We start from the raw sequence: 25,046 nt of genomic DNA on the forward strand, positions 1-25,046 counted from the left end.
GTATCATTTCCCCTTTTCCACACAGCATCTGGTATTTTTTGCATATTTTTTTGGAATTTTTGCAAAAAACATCTTGACATTCCTGTGCACGTATAATAATATATATAAGCATGTTTCATAGGAGCGCCCGTGTCTGTTCCTGTGAATGTAATTTAATATTATATTTTTAAGGAATCGGAGGTGTACGAATTGGCTAACATTAAATCCGCAAAGAAGAGAATCTTAGTTAACAGCACTAAGGCTGCAAGAAACAAAGCAATCCGTTCTGCAGTTAAGACTTCCATCAAGAAAGTTGAGACAGCAGTTGAGAATAAGGATAAGGCAGCTGCAGAGGTTGCTCTTAAGGATGCAATCTCCACAATCAGCAAAGCTACATCCAAGGGCGTTTATCACAAAAATAACTGCGCCAGAAAAATTTCCCGTCTTTCCAAAGCTGTCAACAGCATTGCGTAATAGACCACGGAATATTTTAGTTATAAGCTTATAAGTAAAAGGAAAGACAGTCGAACCGTCAGCGACTGTCTTTTTTGTATATAGATTTCTGCATTGACCAAAAGGAGTTTTTTTATGATATCTCATCCCTTTCCCTACCGCATTATCCGCAGCAGCCGGAAAACCCTGGCGATCCAGGTCAGCGTTTCCGGCCAGGTAACTGTCCGCGCTCCACACACAATGCCAGATTCCACCATCCATCGTTTTCTCTCACAGAAAGAAAGCTGGATCCTGGAGCATCTCTCCCACGCTGCCACTGAGCCGGCACATCCCCAAGCTGAAAACCCGCCTCTTTCGGAATTCCGTCGCAGTTATTATATGGAATCCGCCAGAAAAATATTCAAAAGAAAAACCGCAGCCTACGCCAGAAAAATGGGCGTAACCTACGGCCGTATCACGATCCGGGAACAAAAAACCCGCTGGGGAAGCTGCACCAGCGAAGGAAACCTGAACTTCAACTGGCGGTTGATCTTCGCCCCGGAAAAAGTCCTGGATTATGTTGTGGTACACGAACTTTCCCACAGAAAAGAAATGAATCATTCCCCTGCCTTTTATGCAGTGGTGGCATCTGTGATGCCGGAGTATAAAGCCTGCGAAAAATGGCTCAGGGACAACGGAGCGACCCTGTGGCAGAACCCGTCTCCGTAAAACTCAGGCTCTCACTGCTCTCGCCGAGCTGTACTTCACGATCAGAAGCTCCACGCTGAGCACATCTCCAAGTGTACCTGTCTTTACCGCCTCTTCCGCATCCACAAAATCCCGCACAGCATTCTCCAGCTCTTCCACAGTGTAGGATCTGGCACAGGATGCCAGATTCCGCACAACAAAAGAGGGTACTCCCAGTTTGGAAGCGATCTCGGTTTGAGAAAGACCCTCCTGTGACATTTTCTTGGTCAGGCAGATCTGACGAAACTGTTTCGCCAGAAGAAACAATATCCGCATCGGCGGTTCCCGAAGAGTCAGAAGGTCATAGTACAGATCCAGGGCCCGCTTCTGGTTCTTCTCCGTCACCGCACGCACCATATCAAAGATCTTATTGGTTGTCTGCGTGGTACAGACAGCCTGGATATCTGCAGCCGTCACAACATCTCTTCCGACCGTATAGGAGATCAGCTTTTCCAGCTCCATCCTTATATTTCCCATATCTGTTCCCGTCATGGTCAGCAGAAGCTCCACATCTCTCTGGGTGATCCTGCGGCCATTTTTTCCAAGGATCCCTGCTGCCCACCGCATAAGAGTCTTTTCATCCTGCTGTTTAAATTCCCCGATGCTGCCGCAGGCTTTTACCGCCTTGTACATACGGCTTCTTTTATCTACTTCAGACTCGCAGAACACCAGATACAGATAATCAGGCAGCGCTTTCATATAATCTGCCAGTTCCTCACATTTGTTCTTAAAGAATCCCGTATCCTCAAGAAGGACTACTCTTCGCTCTGCAAAAAAGGGCATGGTATCACAAAGACTCAAAAGCTCCCGGACATCGATCCCCTTCCCCTCATATCTGGTAAAATTCATGGTATCATCGTCCGGGTTCAGAGCCTTCACCAGATTTCTTTTATATTGTTGTTTCAGATAGGCTTCCTCACCGTAAAGGAGATATGCCTGCTTAAATTTTCCTGTTTTAATATCTTCCTGAATATTCTTCAATCTCTGTACCCCTGTCTGATTTTCTCTGTAATCCAGTTTATACGACAACTGCCGGAAATGCAACACCCAAGCAAAAATTTGACTTTCCACCATATTCATGATACTGTAAACAGGTACATATTCCGGCAGATCCGTTCTGTCAGCGAAATATGCGGAAGGGAGTGTTCCATTATGGAAAAAAGAAGAAACAGCAGAACAAGCAACCTGAAGAGCGCAACCACCAAGGCCAAAGCTACCGTGAAATCAACTGTAGAAAAGATTGAAAAAACACCTGCAGCTGAAAAAACCGTTAAAGCAGTCAAAAAGGCAACAGAGACTGTAGCAGCCAAGGCACCAGAAGTAGTAGAAGAAGTTAAGAACACTGTAAAAAATCATAAGATCAGCGGCATCACACTTGAAATTTTTGAGACATCCATCACAGTTGCCGACCTTGAGGCAGCTGTTAAGAAAGATGCAGAAGCAAAGGGCCTGAAAGGCAAAGAGCTCCACATCTATGTAAATGCAGAAGAAAGAGCAGCTTACTACACTGCTGACGGAGAGGGTTCCGACGATTACAGGATCGATCTGACCACTCTGTAAGCTCCGGCGGATCTGTTCCGCGATCGCTTATATGCCGGTCTGTCTGTGACATTCCGGAAACGCAAAAAAGCCATGCACAGGACATTTTCATCCGGTCCCGCTGCATGACTTTTCTTTTTTATCTTTTACTGGATCTTTTTGATCCAGTCTCTGGAGCAGCCTACTGCAGCTCTCCAGCCTTTTACCATGGCATTTCGCTTCTCGTCATCGATCTCCGTGCGGAAAATACGTTCCACATCACGACTTTCCAGTACTGCCTCCTTGCTTTCCCAGAATCCCACAGCAAGACCTGCCAGATATGCGGCACCAAGAGCAGTTGTCTCAATACATTCCGGACGTTCTACAGCCACATTACTGATATTGGCCTGAATCTGCAGGAGAAGGTTGTTTGCACTTGCTCCGCCGTCTACACGAAGAACTGCAAGGTCACTTCCTGCATCTTCCTTCATAACCTCCAGCACATCATTGACCTGATATGCAAGTGATTCCAAAGTCGCACGCACAATATGATACTTATTTACACCACGGGTCAATCCCACGATCGTGCCACGGGCATACTGATCCCAGTAAGGAGCTCCAAGTCCTGTAAATGCAGGCACGACGTAGCAGCCGTTTGCATCCGGTACCTTTCCCGCAAAATACTCGGTATCCGATGCAGAATCCACCAGATGAAGCTCATCACGAAGCCACTGGATCGCAGCACCAGCCACAAATACGGATCCCTCCAGAACATAAGTGATCTCTCCGTTAAGTCCCCATCCGATGGTCGTAACCAGCCCGTTATTGGAAAATACCGGTTTATCTCCTGCATTCATCAGAAGAAAGCCACCGGTTCCGTATGTATTCTTGGTTTCACCTTTCTCAAAGCAGGCCTGTCCGAACAGCGCCGCCTGCTGGTCCCCGGCAGCACCGGCTACCGGGATCCTTCCACCGAAAAAGGACGGATCTGTCTCACCATAAATCTCACTGGACTCTTTTACCTGCGGGAGCATGCATTTCGGAATATCAAGCTCCTCCAGGATCTCATCATCCCACTCCAGTGTATTGATATTGAACATCATCGTTCTGGATGCATTGGAATAATCTGTTACATGAACAGCTCCCTTGGTCAGCTTCCAGATCAGCCAGGTCTCCACGGTACCAAACAGAAGCTCTCCCTTCTCTGCTCTTTCGCGGGCACCCTCCACATTATCCAGGATCCATTTTACCTTGGTGGCTGAAAAATACGCATCAATAACAAGTCCTGTTTTCTGACGGAATTTTTCTTCCAGTCCCTTTGCTTTCAGGCTGTCGCAGTATTCTGAGGTTCTCCTGCACTGCCATACGATGGCATGATAAACCGGCTGTCCCGTATTCTTATCCCAGACAATGGTGGTCTCTCTCTGATTGGTGATACCGATCGCTGCAATATCCTCTGCCGTTGCCTCGATCTGATTCATAGCCTCTCTGGCAACAGAAAGCTGTGTGGACCAGATCTCACCTGCATCATGCTCCACCCATCCCGGTTTCGGAAAATGCTGGATAAACTCCTTCTGCGCCACACTGCGGATCCTTCCGCTTTCATCAAAAAGAATACAGCGGTTACTGGTCGTTCCGGAATCCAGCGCCATAACATATTTTGCCATATAAAAATCCTCCAATACATTTCTTGGCTGCGGCTCAATGCCTCTGCAGCCTCATAATTCCCATACCTTCTGATTTGTAGTGGAAACCGCTGCTGCCCCCGCACCCAGGGCTCCCATCACATCCTCCTTATCGGAGATCAAACCGCCTGCGATCACAGGCACCTTGCTTGTTTTACATATCTGTTTAAGAATCTTCGGCATCAGCCCCGGCAGAACCTCTACCACATCCGGCAGCTGCTCATGCTGATTTCCCAGATTCTCAATATTCTTGATCGCCATGGAATCAATAAGGAAAAAACGCAGAACTGTATACATTCCAAGCTTCTTCGCCCTGTTGATCATGGATGCTTTTGTTGAAATGATCCCATCTGCATGGATATTTTTACAAATATAATCCACAGAAACCTCTTTTGAGCTTAAACCTGTGATCAGGTCTATATGTGCCATCGCGATCTTCCCCGCCTGGTGGATCCGCTCCACAATTCCCCCAATAGAACGGATATCTCCATACAGGATAAAGATCACGGTAAGCTCCTCCCTGCCCAGACAGTTCTGAAGCCCCTGCTCATCCTTTACAGCTGCTATGATCGGGTTCGCCTCGATCGCGTCCAGAAATTCTTTGTTCATCTTCTCTCTTCCTCCGCAATGTTCACACAATATCATCCTATCTCCGCGCATTGTTTGAAGATATTATTCTTATTGTATCAGTTTATTGCTTCAAAGACCAGACGCATTTGCCAAATATATCTGTTTTATTTCCGGCTGTATTACAATTCTCAGACAATCTTCTTCTCTGGTAAAAGAAGGGAAGCCCCTATGGACTTCCCTTCTGCAGATACATTATTTCTCAAACGGGAATTTGAACTGTGTAAGTCCGAATTCATCGCGAAGTCCGATAAACTCTTTCTGAACTGCCTCTGTCACCGGAACTCCCTTATCCTTACGATACATCCATACATCATATTCCTTCTCGCCTGCTGTGTAGATACGTTCCTGTCCAGGAGCCTTCTCGGAGCCTCTCAGGTCTCTCAGGATATCACCGCATGTTTTCTTGAATGCCTCTGCACCCATAAATGCCTCTGTGTCGATAGCAATAAAGAAATGTCCAAGATGATATGGACGGATCTTTCCTTCCTCATCCTTACCATCCAGAGCTTTCAGGAAGAGACCGGACTGAAGAGCAGCGGAAAGGATCTCAACAACCGTAGAGTATCCGTATCCCTTATATCCTCCGGTTGTCTCACCAAATCCACCGAGAGGAGCAAGTGCTGCCTGCTGGCTTCTGATCTTCTTAAGGATCTCTGCACTATCTGTAAGCTCCTCTCCTTCTCTGGAAATAACAAGACCCTTAGGAGTATCATGGTTGATACGTGCGTAGTATTCGATCTTGCCATTCTGGATAACAGATGTTGCACAGTCCAGTGTAAACGGGAACGGCTCATCTGTAGGCATACTAAATGTTAATGGGTTGGTTCCAAGCATATTCTCAACACCAAATGTCGGTGCAACAGATGGTCTTGCGTTAGTACCGCTGATACCGATCATATTCTCCTTTGCTGCGAGACCTGTCCAGTAGCCTGCGATTCCATAATGGGAAGAGTTACGGACTGCAACCATACCCATGCCGTATTTATGTGCTTTTTCGATACACATGTCCATAGCCTTCTTGCTGGCTACCATTCCCATACCATCGTTAGCATCAAGAACTGCAGTTGTCGGTGTCTCTTTAAGAATATCGATCTTTGTTACAGGATTTAAGATTCCGGATTTGATACGGTCGATATAGATCGGTTTAAAGCGGTTGCAGCCATGGCTCTCGATTCCACGTCTGTCACTTTCCAGAAGTACATCAGCGCAAAGTCTTGCATCCTCCGTCGGAACTCCCATTTTCTCAAATACTGCAGTCATAAAATCGTCTGCAAGCTGCCAGGAAATAAAAGGTCTTGTTTCTTTCTCCATTGTAAAACTCCTCCATATACATTATTATAGTTTTTTTATTTTGCTTATATAGATCTGCAGCAGGACCCCCTCCTGCCGGAGATTTCAAATTTAGCCTGCCTCCTGTATGTGCCTCACAGAAAGCGCCTTTACATCGCAGTTTCAATCCTCGTCTGCCACTGCTCTTCCTCTGTCCGGATAATTGGTAATGATGGAGTTTACTCCCCATTTCTTCATCCTTCTCATATCCTCTTCCTCGTTTACAGTCCAGACATTCACCCCGATCCCATTCTGGGAACAGCTGCGTACATGTTCTTCCTTCAGGTATTCCAGATTCGGATGATAATACTGCACATCACAGGTTCTTGCATAAACCCCTGCATTATCCACATATTTCTCTACCAGAAAGCCTCCTGCAATAGTCTCATCACTCTGTCTGCACAATACAATGGATGCGTTATTGAAAGAGGAAAGGATGATCCGATCCTCCAGACCATATTCGCAGATCATATCAATGACCTTCTCTTCCATACCACCATAATAATAAACACTGTTCTTCAGCTCGATGTTTGTAATCAGATCTTCCTCCTCTGCCATCCACTCCAAATACTCTCTCAGAGTCGGAATCTGAAGCCTGCCGAATTTTCCGGCAAACTTATCCGGATAACTGCAATCCAGTTTACACAGCTCAGCATATGTAAGATCATAGATATACCCGTTTCCATCTGTGGTACGATCAACCTTCTCATCGTGCATGATCACCGGAACCAGATCCTTGGTCAGCTGCACATCAAGCTCGATCCCCTCGCAACCAGCCTCCACTGCCTTCTGAAACGCCAGCATTGTATTCTCCGGATATTCTCCGCTGAAACCACGATGTCCAAATACTTTCATTCTAATCATCCTCCATTCAATGCATTACATCGTTGTGAGCATTTTTGCCAATTCATATTTCTGATTATATCATAGCTTTTATTTATTTTCAACATTTTTTATCGACTTTTGTGCATTTTTTTGTTATTTTTTAATTAATTATTCTTTTAAGTGCTAATATCTTTTGTGCATTTTGTACATTTTATTTCATGGCAAACAAAGCGATAAAAAAGCCTTTTCAGGTTTATTTTATTCGCTTTGTCTGCCAGAGGGCTGACATATTATAAGCATACAGATCGCCATATATATCCTTTGCAGATCACTGTATGATCTGCTTCACATTTCCTGTAGCCACGATATCCACACCTGTACCTGCTGCATTCTCCAGGATCACGTCCCCAATCTGAACCGGCGCTTCCACACATACATCCCGCAGCGCATCCACACAGTCAAAAATCTTTCCTTTCGGAATATCCTGTGCTGTCTTTACTGACACCACCGGCATGCTTCCATTCTTCACACGCACGGTCGTTGTCACGATCCTGGTCGGATCTGTCACTTCCTTCACTGCATATTCCGCACCTTTTTTACAGGTATTTCCTGTGACGGAAATGATTTCTTTTCCATTCATTTCCACCAGAAGGGCGCATCCCATAGGACATCCGATACAAGTAAGATTCCTTTTTTCCATTTTCATCACTCCTCCACCTGGATCACAAGTTCATGTTTATCCTGTTTCTGTTTTCCTTCCAGAATGGAAAGAAGCTGCTCTTTTTTCAATTTGATCTGTTCCATCTCTCCGGGTGCTGCCACCTGTTTTTTTCTGGAAAAGATCCGTTCTCCATCCAGATATGCACGGATGTAACAATTTTTATATACATTTCCCACACGGAAGCGGACCAGCTGCTCCTCCGCCATATGACCGGTACGGATCTCAGACGGCACTGTATAGCGGACTCCGTTTTGGGGCGAAAGTGTGATCTTCATCTCTTCCGGTATTTTATCCTCTCCATTGTTGTTTATATAAAGAGCCGCATTTCTTCCTGCATTGCCGGCTTCCTCCGAAACAAAATCCACCAGATCGTGAACATGAAGAACATTTCCGCAGGCAAAAATACCTTCTACATTTGTCTCCAGACTTTCGTTTACCACCGGTCCGGAAGTCACATTGCTCAGCTTCACACCTGCCTGTCCGGAAAGCTCATTCTCTGGGATCAGACCAACAGAAAGAAGAAGCGTATCGCATTCAAAAAATTCCTCTGTACCGGGAATCGGGCGTCTGTTTTCATCTACCTCTGCAAGAGTGATTCCTTCCACACGCTCTTTTCCTTTTATGTCAACCACTGTATGGCTAAGCTTCAACGGGATACCAAAGTCATCCAAGCACTGCACGATATTTCGCTTCAGGCCTCCGGAATATGGCATCAGTTCTGCCACTGCCTTAACCTCTGCACCTTCCAGCGTCATACGTCTGGCCATGATCAGTCCGATATCACCAGATCCCAGGATCACTACTTTTTTTCCCGGCATAAATCCTTCCATGTTTACAAGGCGCTGTGCTGTTCCTGCTGAATAAATGCCTGCCGGTCGATATCCCGGAATGTTCAGTGCACCTCGCGGTCTCTCTCTGCAGCCCATGGCAAGGATCACAGCTTTTGCCCGGATCTGATACATTCCCTCCTGGCGGCTCATGGCAGTGATCACCTTATCCTGGCTGATATCCATGACCATGGTGTTCAGCCGGTACTCGATCTGCTGCTCTTTTACCATCCGGATAAAACGTGCCGCATATTCCGGTCCTGTCAGCTCCTCCTGAAATGTATGAAGGCCAAATCCATTATGGATACACTGATTCAGGATCCCGCCCAGTTCCTTATCACGTTCCAGGATCAGGATACTCTCTGCTCCCTCTTTCTTTGCAGCCAGGGCTGCTGCCAGTCCTGCAGGGCCTCCGCCTATGATCACGATATCTCTCTTCACCATAATCTTATCATTCATGGTTCTCGCCCTCCTCTGCAATTTTCTTGTTGATTCCTTCGATCAGTCTGGAAGCTCCGCCTGTTTTTGTGATCTCCTCCATGGAAATGCCAAGCTCTCGGCTGAGGATTTCCATTGTTCTGGGAGAGCAGAAGCCTGACTGACATCTTCCCATTCCTGCTCTTGTACGACGTTTTACTCCGTCCAGGGATTTCGCTCCAAGCGGTCTTCGGATCGCATCCAGGATCTCTCCCTCAGAGATCATCTCACATCTGCAGATGATATTTCCATATTCCGGTGATCCTTTGATCAGCTCATTTCTTTCTTCCAGAGAAAGCTCTGACGGATCCAGGATCCCTTTTCTCACCGGATCAAAATCCGGATTTACTTCCGGATGTAATTTTTCTTTTACGATGTCAGCAACCATACAGCCAATGGCCGGTGAGCTGGTAAGTCCCGGGGATGCGATTCCTGCACAATCGATAAATCCGGGAGCATCCTCCACCTCTTTGATCACAAAATCCATACCGTCCTCGATAGCTCGAAGCCCTGCAAAGCTTGTGATCACCTTCCGCAGTGGAATATCCTTTACTGTTTTCCGGGATTTGGCACTTACTTCCTCCACCCCCTCTGAGGTAGTCGCTGTTTCCTCCCGATCCTCCAGATCCGTAGCTGTAGGCCCGATCAAAAGGTTTCCATGAACAGTCTGTGTTACCAGAACTCCTTTTCCGTTCTTATTTGGAAGTGCAAAGATCGTATGATTCACATGTGTTCCTGCACTTTTATCAAGAAGCATATACTCACCCTTACGAGGAGTGATATGCAGTTTTTTCTCACTTACCATATTATGAAAAACATCCGCATAGACACCGGCAGCATTGACGATACAGCCTGTCTCAAAATCACCCTTTGAGGTTTCCACAACAAAACCTTTTTCCTGTTTTCGGATGTTCTTTACTTCTGTATCAAATTTAAATTCCACACCATTGTTATATGCATTCTCTGCCATTGCAATGTTCAGCTCAAAGGGACAGACAATTCCGGCTGTCGGTGCATACAGCGCTGCCAGCACCTGATCAGACAGATTCGGCTCCATGGCAAGTGCTTCTTCTCTGTCAAGGATCCTCAGTCCCTCTACTCCGTTTTTCATTCCTCTTTCACGCAGCTTATGCAGCATGGCGATTCCATTCTCAGTCGTACAGACAGTCAATGAACCAGTCTGTTTAAAAGGAAAATCCAGTTCCTTCGAAAGCTGTCCCATCATATTGCTGCCCTTCACATTCAGTTCCGCCATAAGGCTTCCCGGTTCTGCATCATAACCGGAATGAGCGATTCCGCTGTTTGCCTTGGAAGTTCCACAGCATACATCCTCTTCTCGCTCCAGAACGCAGATTTTCAGCCGATATCTTGAAAGCTCTCTCGCCGCTGCCGCTCCGGAAACTCCTGCTCCGATAATGATCACATCATACATAGATCTGTTTCTCCTTTCCTGTTTGCGGATCTTCTGAACTGTCCCCGGCTTTCTCTGCGCCGGAAACAGCAGAATATCCGTTGCAACACAAGCATTGCCGTCCGCAGGTAAATATTCTGCGAGGAGTACTGCTTACGAACAGCAATCTTTCAAGTGAATATGCCATTATTTTTATGCCGTAACCCTTTGTAACCCTTGTAATCCTTTTGAAACATTAACATTTGCGCATAAAAATAGCCGGCATAAAAACACACTTATCCATGTGTCTTCATGCCGGTCTCTGTTCTCAATGGCATTCTCTGTATTCAGCAAGCTGAATCAGATTCCTTCTTCACTTTGTATTCATTGTATCAGACTATTCTTCATATTTCAAGTGCATTTTTCGTAAAATACATCTTTTTTTCTTTAACATGCTCTTAACTTTCTCAAAAACATGATAAGTTTCATTGTATTCCCGATTCCCGATCATATTTCCTCCACAGAAATAACTCCTTCCTGCTGTCTTACCTCACGAAATACAGTATGGCGTGCTTTCCATTTGGCAGCCTCCATTGTTGCCTGGATCACCACACTCTGTGTTTTGGATCTCTTTTTGATGATAACTACGTTGGAGATCATGATGTCCTCTTCCCGGAGCTTCTTTATGACCATACTCATCTTGTCTTCATTTTCAAACTCCATATATACGTCATAGGTATTGGAATGCTCTTCCACATAAACCTCTATATATTTCGCATATTTGAACACCAGAATAAGCCCCAGCGTGGTAAAGATCGCACCGCTGTAAAAGCCGATTCCCACAGCAAGTCCGATACACGCAGAAGTCCAAAGACTGGCCGCTGTCGTAAGACCGGATACATGTCTCTGTCCGGTCACAATGATGGTTCCCACTCCAAGAAAACCAATCCCGCTGACAACCTGTGCGCCAAGTCGTGCAGTATCTCCGATTCCTGCCCCATTAGAATATACATGGATAAAATCGCCCGTCATCATAACCAGAGTTGCCCCCATACAGACGATCATATGTGTTTTTACACCTGCCACACGCTTCTTCATTCCACGATCAATACCGATCAGACATCCAAGAAACATCGCAAGAATCAGCCGAAACAGCGTCGATCCCATATTTAAAGTGTGCAAATAATCCGATATTGCATTACATGCTCCGAGAATTCCGCCCATAAATTTGCTCCTTTCCTGTTGTAACATTATTTTCTGCCGGTGATAACGCCAATCGCGCATCACTTCATTTTGCCTTGCACGAACGCCGCAGGCCACACTCACTCCATTCGAAAGCTGTCTAGTCAGCCGGACTCACTCCGTCCGTCTCACTACGCAGTTTTTCATATGATCCTATACCCCGGATATACATGATCTGTAGTCTCACAGCATGTAAAACAGCAGGGATACCGGCGCCCAGCGGCGGTATCCCTATCTGTTGCTCTATCTACTGATCAGAGGGCATTCTGATTATTTAATAGACTCGTTATAGTTCTCGATCGCTTTGTTTACAGAAGCTGCAAGCTGATCAACAGCGTCCTGAGTTGTAAGCTTGCCATCATATACCTGCGGCATGATCTCGTTGAATGTAAGACGGGCTTCTGTCTGTACACCTGAGAGAACACCTGCTGTATTGCAGTTTACAGGAGAATCCTTCAGCTGGTTGATAGCTGTCTCGAAGTTCGGGTTTTCTTTGAGGTAAGCCTTCATATCCTCTGTCTCATAAGCTTTCTCGTTGATCGCAAAGTATCCTGTACCCATGGACCATTTAGCCTGTACATCAGGAGTTGTGATGTACTCGATGAATTTCCATGCTGCATCTTCGTTAGCTTCGTTGCCTGTATCTGTAAGCCACAGGGATCCACCACCGATGATAACACCGCCTTCATCATTCTGCTCGATTCTCGGAAGATATCCTGTACCAACTTCGAACGGAGAAGAATCAACTGCATTTTTCAGGATAGCAGTAGACTCGATGATCATACCAACCTGTCCGGAGAAGAATGCTGTCTGAGTATCTGCTGTTGTTGTTCCGTAATCTTCGAAATATCCGGAATCATACAGCTTTTTCCACATATCAAATACTTTCAGGCCGCCGCCGTTGGAATCAAAATCAACAGCTGTAACTGCCTCTTTACGTCCATTGTCATTGTTTCCGTATGTTACACCAAGTCCTGCAAGCTGCTGCTCAAAGAACCATCCGTAAATAGCCTGTGAATAACCAACCGGAGCTGCTCCGCTCTCTACGATCTTCTTGGCATCCTCAAGAACCTCATCATAAGTTGTTGGCGGAGTTTCAGGATCAAGTCCTGCTGCCTCAAATACGTCTTTGTTGTAATACAGCATAGGTGTGGATACGTTAAATGGCATTGCATACTGCTTGCCGTCTACGGTATAGTAGCTGCTGATAACCTCCATAACAGAGCTCTTATCATAGCCTGTGCTCTCAAATTTGTCTTCTACAGGAATGACAGCACCACTGTCATACATGAACTTTGTTCCTACGTCATACATCTGGCAGACATCCGGAAGACCGGAGTCACTCTGCATAGCAGCTTTCAGTTTTGTGATGGTATCATCATAGGTTCCCTGATACTCAGCTTTAATCTCAATCTCATCCTGGGATGCGTTGAAATCATCCACGATCTGCTGAAGCACCTCACCGTTTGTGCCGCCCATTGCATGCCAGAATGTAAGTGTTGTTTTCTCAGCTGCACTTACTGAGCACGGAGCTGCCAGAGATGCAGCCATGATTCCTCCTAAAAGAATCGCCATCCATTTTTTGTTGTTCATATAGAAACCCTCCTTTTATAATGGTCCGACCCGCCCCAATACAGGTCGGACAAATTAACATTTTTGCTACTTGCTCTTATGTGATTGGATCAACCCTTAACAGCACCTGCTGTCAGACCACTGATCATCTGCTTCTGACCAATGATAAATACAAGGATCGACGGAATCAGGATAACCATAGCGCCAGCCATAACCGGTCGGAAGTCTGTTGCCTCAGCCCCCTGAAGCATACCAAGACCGATCTGAACCGTTCTCATATTTACACTGTCTGTTACAAGCAGTGGCCACAGATAGTAGTTCCAGCTCTGAAGGAATACATAGATGATCAGAGCACCCAGTGATGGTTTGATAAGCGGAACACCGATGGTATATAAGAACTTGAAATTTGTACATCCGTCAATCTCTGCCGCCTCATGGATCTCCTTCGGCAGTGTCAGGAATGCCTGACGCATGTTGAATACCGCAAAAGCTGCTGCTGCATTAGGAAGGATCAGCGCTGCGTATGTATTACGGATACCCCAGTCAGCAATAGTCAGGTAGTTTGCGATGATGATCGCCTGGCTCGGGATCATCATGGTTGCCAGCATAATATAGAACAGGACCTTTTTGCCTTTGAACTCCATCATTGCAAAAGCATATGCTGCAAGAGCACCTGTAACGACCTGAGCAAATGTGATAACACCGGATACGATCAGTGAGTTCTTAATGAAGGTAAAGAACGGTGCAAGCTGAAATGCTCTTGTGTAGTTCTCGATAGTCAGATGGGACGGCCAGAACTTTCCGCCGTAGATCTCCTTCAGATCCATCATACTAACATTGAAACAGTAGATAACAGGAACAATAATAATAATTGCAAAAATAATATTCAGCGCATACATCGCCACTTTTACATATGGTTTTTCTTTCATCAGTAGGTCACCTTCTTTTCCAGTCTAAACTGCAGTGCAGTCAGGATGATCAAAATAACAAACAGAATTACGGATTCTGAACAGGCCACACCGAAACGGCTGTTGATAAATGCCTCCTGGTAAATCTCATACACGATAACGTTGGTACTCTCTGCCGGTCCGCCCTGGGTCATCATCTTGAACTCTGCGTATGCCTGTACGGAGTTGATGACATTGATGATGAGAAGGAAGAACAGTGTCGGAGAGATTGACGGAATCGTTACATGACGGTGCTTCTGGAAGAAATTCGCTCCATCCAGGGCAACGCTCTCATAAAGCTCAGCCGGTACACTCTGGATCGCTGCAGTAAGGTAAATGAAATTCATACCGATCGCCATCCATACACTAACGATCGTAACTGCGATCAGTGCATATTTCTTATCTGTCAGCCATCCGATATGAGTTCCGAGCGCCCTGTTCAGGATACCCAGAGAGCTGTGGAAAATAAACATGAACACTACAGATGCCGCTGCTGCGGAAATAGCCATCGGAAGTGCATATACAGTACGGAAAAATCCCTTTGCCCTGATCTTCTCTGTACTGATGATCGCCAGTATAAAACCGAGCACAATAGAAAGGATAACTCGCATAACAGAAAATTTCAGTGTTGTCACCAAACTGTTAAGGAACGTTCCATCTGTAAAAATATTCGTATAGTTGTCAAGTCCTACATACTGTGCCACCTGACCAAGAGGTGTGGTTCTGGCAAAGCTCAGCTGGATCGTCTTAACGAACGGCCAGAATACAAACAGTATAAAAAGGATCATTACAGGAACCAGATAGAGATAAGGCTCCACTGTCCTGAAAAAAGATTTTTTACTTTTCATTGTATATCACCTGCTTTTCATAAATTTACGTACTACCGATCAGCTGCATCATCACGATATCTCTGTCCCCCTGACAGTGCTGATCATGTTGCTCATTACACATTCTGCTGAAAAACATTTCCGTTATATCTTCCAGCAATTACCCCAATACATTAAGCAAAACTCTCATTTACGTTCTGCTGTCAAAAATGCCCTCTCACTACCCTCCTTTGTATTTGCGCGTTTGTTATCTTTACCAACTTTTTACCAAATGATAACACATTTCTTGTATATAATCAACAGTTATTTCTCTATTTTCCAATATTTCTTTATTTATTTTAAGCAATTATTATTTGATAATAATTGTTTTTTTATCTATTTTATACAATTTATCATACTTCAATAAGGCAATCCATTCTGATCACCTTTTCTAAAAAACAGATAAAAAAATCGGCAGAAAATAACACATCCTTCGATGTATATCTTCTGCCGTTCTCTCTTCTCAATGGCATCATCTGTTTTTATACAAAACAGACACAATCTCAACTTGTTAACCCAGATTATACAGTAAAATCCACTATAAATCAAGACCAAACACATATTTTTTATGCAAATCTTATAAATACTTTTTTCACAAGCAATCCATTTCATTACACGGAAATTGTCTTTAATTCACAGCTATTGTGGAACACTTATACTTTTTTCTTCCTGTACCAGGATATTAAATACAAAACTATACCAAAAATTATCAAAAATGGAGCAACTGCCACCAAAACAGTTGTTAAAAGTATCACAATTAACGCTGCAATAGCGATCACGATTGCCTTTCCATACCATGTGCTCAGATCCAGTTTAAAGCTTCTTGCCTTTCCGGCACTGCTCTCCGTCCCATTATCCGCATAATCATCTGCACCGTAGCTCTCTTCAGAATAACCAGACTCATCATAAACAGCTGCACTGTCATCTGTATCGATCAAAGTCTTGGCGATCAGCCTAGGATCCCCCAGTTCTGCCAGAACATCTGATTCACTTCGACCGTTCCGGACCTGAGACTGAATGTAATCCTCATAATACCGCACATGAGCCGCAGCTCTCCCCTGGGTCATCTGTCCGGACAGCTGCCCCCGTAAAACCTCAAGAAACTCTCTTCTGCTCATAAATATGTCAAACCTTTCTTATGAAATATAATGAAAAAAACAAAACTCAAAACAACTCCAGAAACCTCACCTTGAAAACTTCTGCAAATTCTTTTTATTACTCTCTTAAAATTTTTCTCATTATACCATAACCCATAAATTTAAATCAGAAACAAATCATAAAATTTTGATTAAAAAATAAAAAATCATAGCACAGCGCAAAGGGCGGTTCATTTCCGGATGCCGCCAAAGCCGCATTCGGAAACGAATCGCCCTCCATGACGTTCGTTATGCCGTCAAAAATCACTCAACATGAACAGCCCCTGTACTCCTGATATTCATCGGATAGACATTTTCCCTTCCAACATACTGAGCCATATAGTCCACATACGCATCTGCGTTCTCGATTGGAAGCACGCACATGATAACTCCTGCAAAACCACCACCATGAACTCTGCAGATACCAGCACCGATCTTATTCAGAAACAGCTTGGTAAGCGCCAGACTCAACGTAATCTTCTGCTCCTTGCAATTCTGCAGAGAATAACAGTTCTGCAACCACTCCCAGGAAGAATTACCGGACTCTTCAAGAAGGTGCAGGAATCCCTCACCGTCTTTATTCTCAACAGCCTTCACAGCATCTGCAACACGTCTGTTCTCTTCATAAAAATGCATCGCACGAAGAACAGCACGGTCATTCGGAATATCCTTCACATGTGCCAGAAGATTCTCCATACTGGACTCACAGAGAAGCTCTACGCCCATAGCCTTCGCAGCCTCACGCATCTCCATAGGAATAGAAGAATATTCCTCACTGAGATCTGCATGGCCCTTACCGGTATTTACGATCACAAGTCTGCAGCCCATATCCTCAAAGGAAAATGCGATCTTCTCACAGCTGATATTCTCTTTATCAGAGAAATCCAGAAGGATCGGGCCGCCGGCAGCACAAGCCATCTGGTCCATCAGACCGGAAGCCTTTTTCCAGTAAACATTCTCAGCATACTGACCTGCTCTCGCATACTCGCCATACTCCAGCTTACCTTCATTAAAGAAATAATTGGTGATCGCACATACAAGCATCTCAAAGGAAGCAGAAGAGCTTACACCTGCAGCGGCAATAACCTTGGTGGAAACATAAGCGTCAAATCCACCGGTAGCATAGCCTTTTTTCTGCATATACTCCATAATACCTGCAACAAGAGCATCTGTACCTTTTGTATAGGTTTCTGTGCTGAGCTTGTCAAGATCAACAACTACTTCCTGTTTGTAACCCTCACTGATCATATGGATCACATTGGTTCCGTTTGGATAAGCAGCACCGATGGTATCCAGATCGATACTTGCCGCAATGATCTGACCGCCGTTATGATCAACATGGTTGCCAATGATCTCCGTACGGCCCGGAGCAGTAAAAAACTCTGCCTTGTCATGATGATATTTCTTCTCGAAATTCACAGCAAGATTGGTATAACGGGCGCTACTCTCCTCTGTCTCTCCATAGATTTTTTTCAGCACTTCTGCTGCCGGAATTTTAATTGTTCCCATTTTTTCTTCCTCCTGTTATATAGTTTACACCCCAGATCCGGAAGAACCTGAAAAAATCTTCCGCTCTGTCACGCTTCATGGTTACTGTTCACTCCGTTCTCAGCAACACGCTTCGCAATGCGCGGAATATTACCAGTGAATAGTAACGCTTCATGTACTTTTATTATAACAGTTCCGTCTTTTCTGTCCATAACAATTTTGTGTAAAAACCGTATTATTTTGTGGTGATCCCGGAATATCCCTTTGCATTTTCTGGCTTTTCTGATAAAATAAATTCCACTATGAAAAGCAGATATACACTTCAGAATCCGCGCACAGAAGGAAGGAGGTAACACCTTGCAGATCATCACAGATCCCGCCGGAAAAGAACTGAAAAAACACGGAGACAGCTCCTTCCCATTCCTGGTAAGCTACGAGCGGCTTTCCGGCTATGAGACCGGTTCCTTTCTGTGGCACTGGCATCCGGAGATAGAGCTTACCTATATAAAAAAAGGCGAAATGCTCTACAAGATCAATCAGAATACCTTTCACCTGAAAGAGGGACAGGCAATCTTTGGCAATGCCAATGCCCTTCATGCCGGATATATGTATCAGGATCAGGACTGTCAGTATATCCCCATAACCTTTGACCCCAAACTGATCTACGGATTTTCGGGAAGCCTTCTTTTTCAAAAATATACAGAACCGATCCTCCGAAGCTTTTCCCTGTCCGCCGTACCGCTTGATCTATCCTGTAAATGGCATTCCGAGGCCATAAAAGATATCCGTGACATCATCGACCTGGACAGTATCCGGGAACCCATGTATGAATTTGAGATCATCGCCAGACTGCAGCACTTCTGGAAGATCTTGTATGAAAATACGATCTCCCGGACAACTCTTCCATCCGGTCAGGATGAAGAAAACTACCGCCGCATCCGTCAGATCATGTCCTATATCGCAGAACACTACTCTGAAAAGATCCTCCTGAATGATGTTGCAGACCTGATCCACTTAAGTCCCAGCGAATGCAGCCGGCTTTTCAAAAAATGCATGAATATCACTCTCTTCGGATACATCCAGGAATACCGCATTGAACGCAGCCTGGAATATCTGGAAAATCCCTCCTGTTCTATCACAGAATCAGGACTGCTGTCCGGTTTTTCGGACTCTAATTATTACACAAAGGTCTTTACGAAAATCAAGGGCTGTACACCAAGACAGTACAGAAAAAATCAGGAGCTGTGACATGCTCCTGATCTTTAACCGTTCAGTGCTCCATACCTATGAAGCATAACAATATTTATCCGTGAAAATGGCTGTTATCTGAACAACTCTTTCATTGCCGGATACAGTTTGCGGAATTTCCGGTATTTTTCTTCATATTTTGCAACCAGCTCCGGTTCCGGTTCTACCGTATCTACTACCCTGACCAGCTTATTACAGATCGTTTCCACATCCGGGTATTCACCGCAGCCTACTGCTGCCAGCATTGCACCGCCCATAGACGGGCCTTCCTCATTCTCCGGCACATCCACCTTCAGATTCATCACATTTGCAATGATCTTTTTCCAGAGAGGGCTCTTAGCTCCGCCGCCGCAGATCTTGGTGCGCTCAATATGAATCCCAAGGCTTCTTGCAACCTCAAGGGAATCTCGAAGTCCAAAAGCAACTCCCTCCAGAACTGCCTGTGTCATATCTGCTCTCGTGGTATCCATGGACATTCCGAAAAATACACCTCTTGCATCCGGGTTGTTATGCGGAGATCTCTCTCCCATCAGATATGGAAGGAAGAATACCTGATTCTCGCCAAGCTTTTGGATCGGTGCCTGCTCTGCCACAAAATCCTTTGTCTTAAGGATCTCCTCTGACCACCATTTGTTGCAGGAAGCAGCGCTTAACATGCATCCCATCAGATGATAGCTTCCATCTGCATGGTCAAAGGAATGCAGTGCATTGTTTTCATCTACTCCGAAATCTTTGCTGGAAATAAAGATCGTACCGGATGTTCCAAGGGAAATATTGCACTGGCCATCGCCAACCGTTCCTGTTCCCACAGCTGCCGCAGCATTGTCGCCTGCACCTGCTACAACCTTCACATCCTCTGAGAAGCCAAGCTCTTTTGCAACTTCCGCTTTCAGGTTTCCGACTACCTGCCAGCTCTCGTACAGCTTCGGAAGCTGTTCCTCTGTGATATGGCAAATCTCAAGCATTTCCTTTGACCAGCAGCGGTTCTTCACATCCAGAAGAAGCATACCGGAAGCATCGGATACATCTGTGCAGAAGGATCCGCTCAAACGATAGGCAAGATAATCCTTCGGAAGCATGATCTTTACCACTTTTTTAAAATTCTCAGGCTCATGCTTCTGCATCCAGAGGATCTTTGGTGCAGTGAAGCCTGCAAATGCAATGTTTGCGGTATACTGAGAAAGTTTTTCCTTTCCGATAACCGTATTAAGATATTCCGTCTCCTCACCGGTACGGCCGTCATTCCAGAGAATCGCCGGACGGATCACATTGTCATCTTTATCCAGAGTTACAAGACCGTGCATCTGGCCGCCAAAACCGATTCCTGCTACTTCTTTGCGGTCAATTCCTTCTGTGAGCTCTTTGATCCCTTCCATGCTCTGGGCGAACCAGTCCTCCGGATTCTGCTCAGACCAGCCCGGATGGGGGAAGAACAACGGATATTCTTTTGATACGATGTTGCAGATCTTTCCGGATCCTTCCATAAGAAGAAGCTTTACAGCGGAAGTTCCAAGATCAACGCCAATATAATACATAGTAATTTTTCCTCCTGTAAATACAGAAACCGCAGCTCTCAGTTCGCAGCGCCTGCACGCCTGAGAGCCCGCGGTTTCTGAATCGTATTTAACCAAATCAAGAAAGTCCCCTGCGGGGTTACGAAAAGCAATAAGCAGCGAGTGGGGACTTGCTTGTATCAGGCAGCACGTACGGATGATCTTACCTGCCTGTTTTAATTATCTCCAAGGATTCTCTGTCGGATATCTCACGCCTGCCGGCTGATTGTAACCGATCTCTTCAACCGGTACACCAATGTATTTGAACACCTCGAAGAGAGCTTTTCCGTGATGTCCGAATGCTACAGCACCGTGATGCGGGAATCCTCCCTCGATCAGCACGTGACGGTAGAAACGTCCCATCTCCGGAATTGCAAATACACCGATAGCACCGAAGGAACGTGTTGCAACCGGAAGAACCTCGCCGTGTGCGATATATGCACGAAGCTTGTTGTCCGCTGTACTCTGCAGACGATAGAAGGTGATATCTCCAGGCTTGATATCTCCCTCAAGAGTTCCGTTTGTAACCTCGATTGGAAGGGATCTTGCCATGATCATCTGATATTTCATCTCACAGAAGGACAGCTTGCTGGATGCTGTGTTTCCACAATGGAATCCCATAAAGGTATCCTGAAGCGTATAGTTGAATTTTCCTTCGATAGATTCTTTGTACATATCCTTCGGAACGGAGTTATTGATATCAAGAAGTGTAACGATATCATCACTTACTACCTGTCCGATAAATTCACTTAATGTACCATAGATATCAACCTCACAGGATACTGGAATGCCCTGTGCTGTCAGACGACTGTTTACATAACATGGAACAAATCCAAACTGTGTCTGGAATGCAGGCCAGCATTTTCCTGTCAGTGTTACATATTTACGATATCCTTTGTGATCTCTTACCCAGTCCTTCAGAGTCAGCTCGTACTGTGCAAGCTTCGGAAGGATCTCAGGTTTCTTGTTTCCCGCACCAAGCTCTTCTTCCATCTCTTTTACGATCGCCGGGATCCTTTCATCACCTTCATGCTTGTTGAATGCCTCGAAAAGATCCAGCTCTGAGTTCTCCTCGATCTCAACGCCAAGGTTGTAAAGCTGTTTGATCGGTGCATTGCAGGCAAGGAAGTTTGTAGGACGCGGTCCGAAGCTGATGATCTTCAGGTTGCTCAATCCCTCGATCGCTCTTGCGATAGGAAGGAATTCATGGATCATATCCGCGCAGTCCTCTGCATCACCTACCGGATACTCCGGAATATAGGCTTTTACATTACGAAGCTGCAGGTTGTAGCTTGCATTCAGCATACCGCAGTAAGCATCTCCACGTCCCTGGCAGAGATTATCCTGTGTTTCCTCAGCTGCTGCGATAAACATCTTCGGTCCCTCGAAATGCTTTGCAAGAAGGGTCTCAGAAATCTCCGGTCCGAAGTTTCCAAGATATACACAGAGTGCGTTACAGCCTGCTTTTTTGATATCCTCCAGAGCCTGGACCATATGGATCTCACTCTCTACGATACAGACCGGACATTCGTAGATATCCTTTGCATCGTATTTCTTTGTGTAAGCGTCTACAAGAGCTTTTCTCCTGTTTACGGAAAGGCTTTCCGGAAAACAATCTCTGCTGACTGCAACGATTCCGATCTTAACTTCTGGCATGTTGTTCATAATCTTCATTCTCCTTTTTATATCCGGCAGATTTTCCACCGGTGATATTATTGTTCGTTTGTAACTATTCACTTCACCCAAAATCAGTCAAGTGTGATATTTTCACCCTTCAATCCGTTGAATGCGCCTTCGATCTTCGCATCCTCATGAGCGATAAGCCATTTATTTCTGGCTGTCATCAGACCGTCCTCTCCGTCCCCTGACATCGGAAAATCAATCTCTGTGTTGGTTCCTCTCGGAAGAACAACTACACACTGAAATCCACTCTCATTCACATGACACGGTGCATAGTGGAGCGTTGTGGCATAAACCTCGATCCCAGTTCCTGCCGGTACCAGAAATGCCTCCACCTTTGAGGTATCGTATGTAAGATCCTCTTCTATATCCTGCTGATGTCCGATAAGCAGTACAAGATCTGTCACTGCTACATTGATCTCGGAATTCCGATGATATTCCAGGGCATTCAGCTTTTTATTGTGACCATTACAATATCCGATCTGGACAGGTAATCCACCAAACGCTCTGTTTTTCAGCTCTTTTTCCACATCGAGAGCTTCCAGCTCCTCTGCTGACGGAACATATACCACATCCTCCGGAACCGGTGTATGCTTCATCTCCTTCAGAAGCGGACCGAAATTGTATCCCTCCAGAACCTTTCCGTATCTGCGGAAAGCCGGATCTGTTACTTTCTGAATTTTCACGATTTAACCCTCCTTACAAAATTACTGTTTCACAGCTTCTCTGTATCTTCGTTTTGAACTGAAAAAAGCATACCACATCATGGTATGCTTTTCGCCGCTTTTCTTGACTCATTCATAGCACTTTTTTGACATTTTTATGATTCTGACGCTCCACTCTTCCCGGCAGGATCCCGTAACGCTTTACAAATTCCCTGGAAAAAGCCCTGCTGCTTGCAAACCCGTTGTCAAGTGCGATAGAGCTGATGGTATGATCTGTATGCAAAAGCTCCTTATAGGCGTATGCCATGCGGATATCCTGTAAATATGTCTTAAAATTGACCTTCGCATATTTCCGGAACATTCTTGACAGATATGCATCGGAATATCCGAACATGGCTGCAAGTCCGGAAAGCCTGAGATCCTCCTTGTAATGCTCCCGCATATAAGTGGTTATTTTTGACAAAGCATCCAATCTGCGGCTGATCTTCAGCGCATTCTCCTCCACCTCTGTTTCCCTGTATGCGGAAACCATAAGATAAAGGACTTCATAGAACACTGCCCTGATACGGAATTCGTACCCCGTTTCCCCGGATACGTACACCCGGTACATCTCCCGGATCAGAGAAACCATCCGCCTGTCTGTTTCCTCAGACTCTTCGTTTCTGCTCCGAAAACGGATGAACCTCTGAGCGGTAAAATAATCCGAAAACTGCTTCAGCGGGATCTGCAGTACGATGGTCTCATTACGTACTGGCGCCTGAATAGAATGTACTTCATTGGAATTAATGATCAGAAACTCCCCTGCCTTCAGAGGATACTCGTTCTCATCGATATAAAAATAAAGGCTCCCCTCCATCACCGCAAAGATCTCGATCGAAGTATGCCAGTGTTTTTCCCGTACATAATTTCCGTTTCTTCCTTCAAAAAGAAAAAGCTTAAAAGGAAATCCTTCATTGGGAATGATCAATTCATGCTGAAACTCCATGCTCCTTCTCCCTTTCCTGCTGTCCGGTCTGGACCCGGCGCATCATACTTCCATAAAAAGCCGCCAGGATCTGCTGAAATAACGTTCCGATCATAACCGGAAATAATGTTTCCGCCGGAAAATACGCTCCCGCGATCACCGCACCGGCGCTGATGTTCCGCATTCCGGAACCATAGATCATGGAAACCGTTGCCTCTTTGTTCTGTCTTGTAAGAATGGCAATGATCCAGCCGATGGCATATCCCCCTGCTGCCAGGACCAGGATCGCTGCTGCTACCTCCAGCCGTTCTCCGTTAAGATGCTTCATATAAGGAGAAACCTTGGAGGAATTGGAGGTTACCACAAAGATCAGGCACATTTTTGAAAAAGGTGCCAGCTTTTTCGGCCAGGTCTCCATAACCTTTCCATGGCTGACTTCATTAAGGCACATGGCAAGGACTGCCGGCAGAGCGATCATGAAAACCAGCTCCTTCATCATTCCCACAGTATCCATTTTTACGCTGGAGCCCACCAGGAGCTTCAATACTGCCGGGATCAGAAAGGGAGCCAGGATTGTATCGATCACAACCAGCGAAAGTGACAGCGGACTGTTTCCATTATAAATGGACACCCACATCAGACTGATCACCGCTGCAGGTACGGAAAATTCCAGCACCATTCCTGTGATATAATTCATATTGCCCGGGAACAGAAGATGTCCCAGACCGCAGGCGGCCACCGGTCCCAGCACATGAAGGATCAGCAGCATCAGGATTAGCGGAAGCGGCCGCTTAAACACATCTGCCACATCACGGAACCTGGATTTCAGCGCACCGATAAAGGTCATAAATGCAAAAGCATACGTCACATAGGGCACGCCATGCTTTGCAATATCCGGAAACAGTACCCCCGTAAGCAGACAGGCCGGCGTCACAAAAGCCATCCATTTCTCCATAAAGCTGTTAAATTTTTCCAGCATATCACACCTCTTGTTTATCTTTTTTTACAGTTTATCACAAAAAAACAGCGGTGCAAGAAAAAAATCCCCTGTTTTATAGCCGATTCCGGACAAATATGATATGATAGTATCCATCCAAAAGCAACCTGAAACCAGGGCGGACTACA

The 25,046-nt window shown here is 45.4% G+C and carries 23 protein-coding genes; 4 read left to right on the forward strand and 19 right to left on the reverse strand.

Annotated features, from left to right (window positions below; translation table 11 throughout):
- Positions 1-189 precede the first annotated feature (189 nt).
- Together rpsT and BN3261_RS09760 are read left to right on the forward strand one after the other, a co-directional pair.
- Positions 190-453, forward strand: coding sequence for a 30S ribosomal protein S20 (gene rpsT / locus BN3261_RS09755; protein ID WP_022426951.1), 264 nt, complete (start codon positions 190-192; stop codon positions 451-453).
- 114 nt (positions 454-567) lie between these two features.
- Positions 568-1,140 (forward strand): M48 family metallopeptidase, encoded by a 573-nt coding sequence (locus tag BN3261_RS09760; RefSeq protein ID WP_199874108.1) that lies wholly within the window; start codon positions 568-570, stop codon positions 1,138-1,140.
- Positions 1,141-1,143: 3 nt separating this feature from the next.
- Here BN3261_RS09760 and holA read toward each other — a convergent pair whose 3' ends face one another.
- Positions 1,144-2,139: a DNA polymerase III subunit delta gene (gene holA, locus BN3261_RS09765; protein WP_022426949.1), complete on the reverse strand. Its 996-nt coding sequence runs from the start codon at positions 2,137-2,139 to the stop codon at positions 1,144-1,146.
- Between the two features lie 171 nt (positions 2,140-2,310).
- On the opposite strand from holA, the gene BN3261_RS09770 reads away from it, so the two are divergent.
- A complete protein-coding gene (locus BN3261_RS09770) occupies positions 2,311-2,718 on the forward strand; it encodes a DUF6465 family protein (RefSeq protein WP_015527442.1) in 408 nt (135 codons plus the stop codon).
- A 125-nt stretch (positions 2,719-2,843) separates the two neighbouring features.
- Here the strand turns inward: BN3261_RS09770 and glpK are convergent, their stop codons facing one another.
- The 13 genes from glpK to BN3261_RS09835 form a co-directional block, all read right to left on the reverse strand.
- Complete coding sequence (gene glpK, locus BN3261_RS09775; RefSeq protein WP_022426947.1) at positions 2,844-4,343, reverse strand: glycerol kinase GlpK; 1,500 nt, start codon at positions 4,341-4,343, stop codon at positions 2,844-2,846.
- A gap of 51 nt (positions 4,344-4,394) precedes the next feature.
- Positions 4,395-4,970 carry a glycerol-3-phosphate responsive antiterminator gene (locus tag BN3261_RS09780; RefSeq protein WP_015527444.1) on the reverse strand — a complete coding sequence of 192 codons (576 nt, stop codon included), beginning with the start codon at positions 4,968-4,970 and terminating at the stop codon, positions 4,395-4,397.
- Between the two features lie 213 nt (positions 4,971-5,183).
- Positions 5,184-6,302: an Ldh family oxidoreductase gene (locus tag BN3261_RS09785; protein ID WP_015527445.1), complete on the reverse strand. Its 1,119-nt coding sequence runs from the start codon at positions 6,300-6,302 to the stop codon at positions 5,184-5,186.
- Between the two features lie 141 nt (positions 6,303-6,443).
- Positions 6,444-7,175, reverse strand: coding sequence for a glycerophosphodiester phosphodiesterase (locus tag BN3261_RS09790; protein ID WP_021976755.1), 732 nt, complete (start codon positions 7,173-7,175; stop codon positions 6,444-6,446).
- A gap of 298 nt (positions 7,176-7,473) precedes the next feature.
- Positions 7,474-7,845: a DUF1667 domain-containing protein gene (locus tag BN3261_RS09795; RefSeq protein WP_022426946.1), complete on the reverse strand. Its 372-nt coding sequence runs from the start codon at positions 7,843-7,845 to the stop codon at positions 7,474-7,476.
- 5 nt (positions 7,846-7,850) lie between these two features.
- Entirely contained in the window at positions 7,851-9,137 is a 1,287-nt protein-coding gene (locus tag BN3261_RS09800; protein WP_059086922.1) for an NAD(P)/FAD-dependent oxidoreductase, read from the reverse strand.
- A 7-nt stretch (positions 9,138-9,144) separates the two neighbouring features.
- Positions 9,145-10,602, reverse strand: coding sequence for an NAD(P)/FAD-dependent oxidoreductase (locus BN3261_RS09805; protein ID WP_059086151.1), 1,458 nt, complete (start codon positions 10,600-10,602; stop codon positions 9,145-9,147).
- 465 nt (positions 10,603-11,067) lie between these two features.
- Complete coding sequence (locus BN3261_RS09810; RefSeq protein WP_022426944.1) at positions 11,068-11,784, reverse strand: MgtC/SapB family protein; 717 nt, start codon at positions 11,782-11,784, stop codon at positions 11,068-11,070.
- Between the two features lie 288 nt (positions 11,785-12,072).
- Positions 12,073-13,395 carry an ABC transporter substrate-binding protein gene (locus BN3261_RS09815; protein WP_015527452.1) on the reverse strand — a complete coding sequence of 441 codons (1,323 nt, stop codon included), beginning with the start codon at positions 13,393-13,395 and terminating at the stop codon, positions 12,073-12,075.
- An 89-nt stretch (positions 13,396-13,484) separates the two neighbouring features.
- Positions 13,485-14,303: a carbohydrate ABC transporter permease gene (locus tag BN3261_RS09820; protein ID WP_021651865.1), complete on the reverse strand. Its 819-nt coding sequence runs from the start codon at positions 14,301-14,303 to the stop codon at positions 13,485-13,487.
- Complete coding sequence (locus tag BN3261_RS09825; protein WP_022426943.1) at positions 14,303-15,169, reverse strand: carbohydrate ABC transporter permease; 867 nt, start codon at positions 15,167-15,169, stop codon at positions 14,303-14,305. Before BN3261_RS09825 ends, BN3261_RS09820 begins: the two co-directional genes overlap by 1 nt.
- Before the next feature lie 671 nt (positions 15,170-15,840).
- The gene (locus BN3261_RS09830; RefSeq protein ID WP_022426942.1) at positions 15,841-16,305 is read right to left on the reverse strand and encodes a DUF1700 domain-containing protein; all 465 of its coding nucleotides are present in this window, start codon (positions 16,303-16,305) and stop codon (positions 15,841-15,843) included.
- Positions 16,306-16,587: 282 nt separating this feature from the next.
- A complete protein-coding gene (locus BN3261_RS09835) occupies positions 16,588-17,832 on the reverse strand; it encodes a galactokinase (protein ID WP_022426941.1) in 1,245 nt (414 codons plus the stop codon).
- A gap of 336 nt (positions 17,833-18,168) precedes the next feature.
- Between BN3261_RS09835 and BN3261_RS09845 the strand changes: the two genes are divergently transcribed.
- The gene (locus BN3261_RS09845; RefSeq protein WP_059086153.1) at positions 18,169-19,059 is read left to right on the forward strand and encodes an AraC family transcriptional regulator; all 891 of its coding nucleotides are present in this window, start codon (positions 18,169-18,171) and stop codon (positions 19,057-19,059) included.
- A gap of 74 nt (positions 19,060-19,133) precedes the next feature.
- Here BN3261_RS09845 and xylB read toward each other — a convergent pair whose 3' ends face one another.
- The 5 genes from xylB to BN3261_RS09870 all read right to left on the reverse strand — a co-directional run bounded on the left by xylB (position 19,134) and on the right by BN3261_RS09870 (position 24,900).
- Entirely contained in the window at positions 19,134-20,594 is a 1,461-nt protein-coding gene (gene xylB, locus BN3261_RS09850) for a xylulokinase (RefSeq protein WP_059086154.1), read from the reverse strand.
- A 198-nt stretch (positions 20,595-20,792) separates the two neighbouring features.
- Positions 20,793-22,277 (reverse strand): L-fucose/L-arabinose isomerase family protein, encoded by a 1,485-nt coding sequence (locus BN3261_RS09855; protein WP_015527462.1) that lies wholly within the window; start codon positions 22,275-22,277, stop codon positions 20,793-20,795.
- Between the two features lie 83 nt (positions 22,278-22,360).
- Positions 22,361-22,978: a DUF4867 family protein gene (locus BN3261_RS09860; RefSeq protein WP_021651856.1), complete on the reverse strand. Its 618-nt coding sequence runs from the start codon at positions 22,976-22,978 to the stop codon at positions 22,361-22,363.
- Between the two features lie 112 nt (positions 22,979-23,090).
- Complete coding sequence (locus BN3261_RS09865) at positions 23,091-23,942, reverse strand: AraC family transcriptional regulator (protein WP_059086155.1); 852 nt, start codon at positions 23,940-23,942, stop codon at positions 23,091-23,093.
- On the reverse strand, positions 23,926-24,900 hold the full coding sequence (locus tag BN3261_RS09870; RefSeq protein WP_059086156.1) for a bile acid:sodium symporter family protein: 975 nt from the start codon (positions 24,898-24,900) through the stop codon (positions 23,926-23,928). Before BN3261_RS09870 ends, BN3261_RS09865 begins: the two co-directional genes overlap by 17 nt.
- Between the last annotated feature and the right edge of the window lie 146 nt (positions 24,901-25,046).

It is taken from the genome of Blautia massiliensis (ex Durand et al. 2017) (assembly GCF_001487165.1).
Lineage (GTDB): Bacteria > Bacillota > Clostridia > Lachnospirales > Lachnospiraceae > Blautia_A > Blautia_A fusiformis.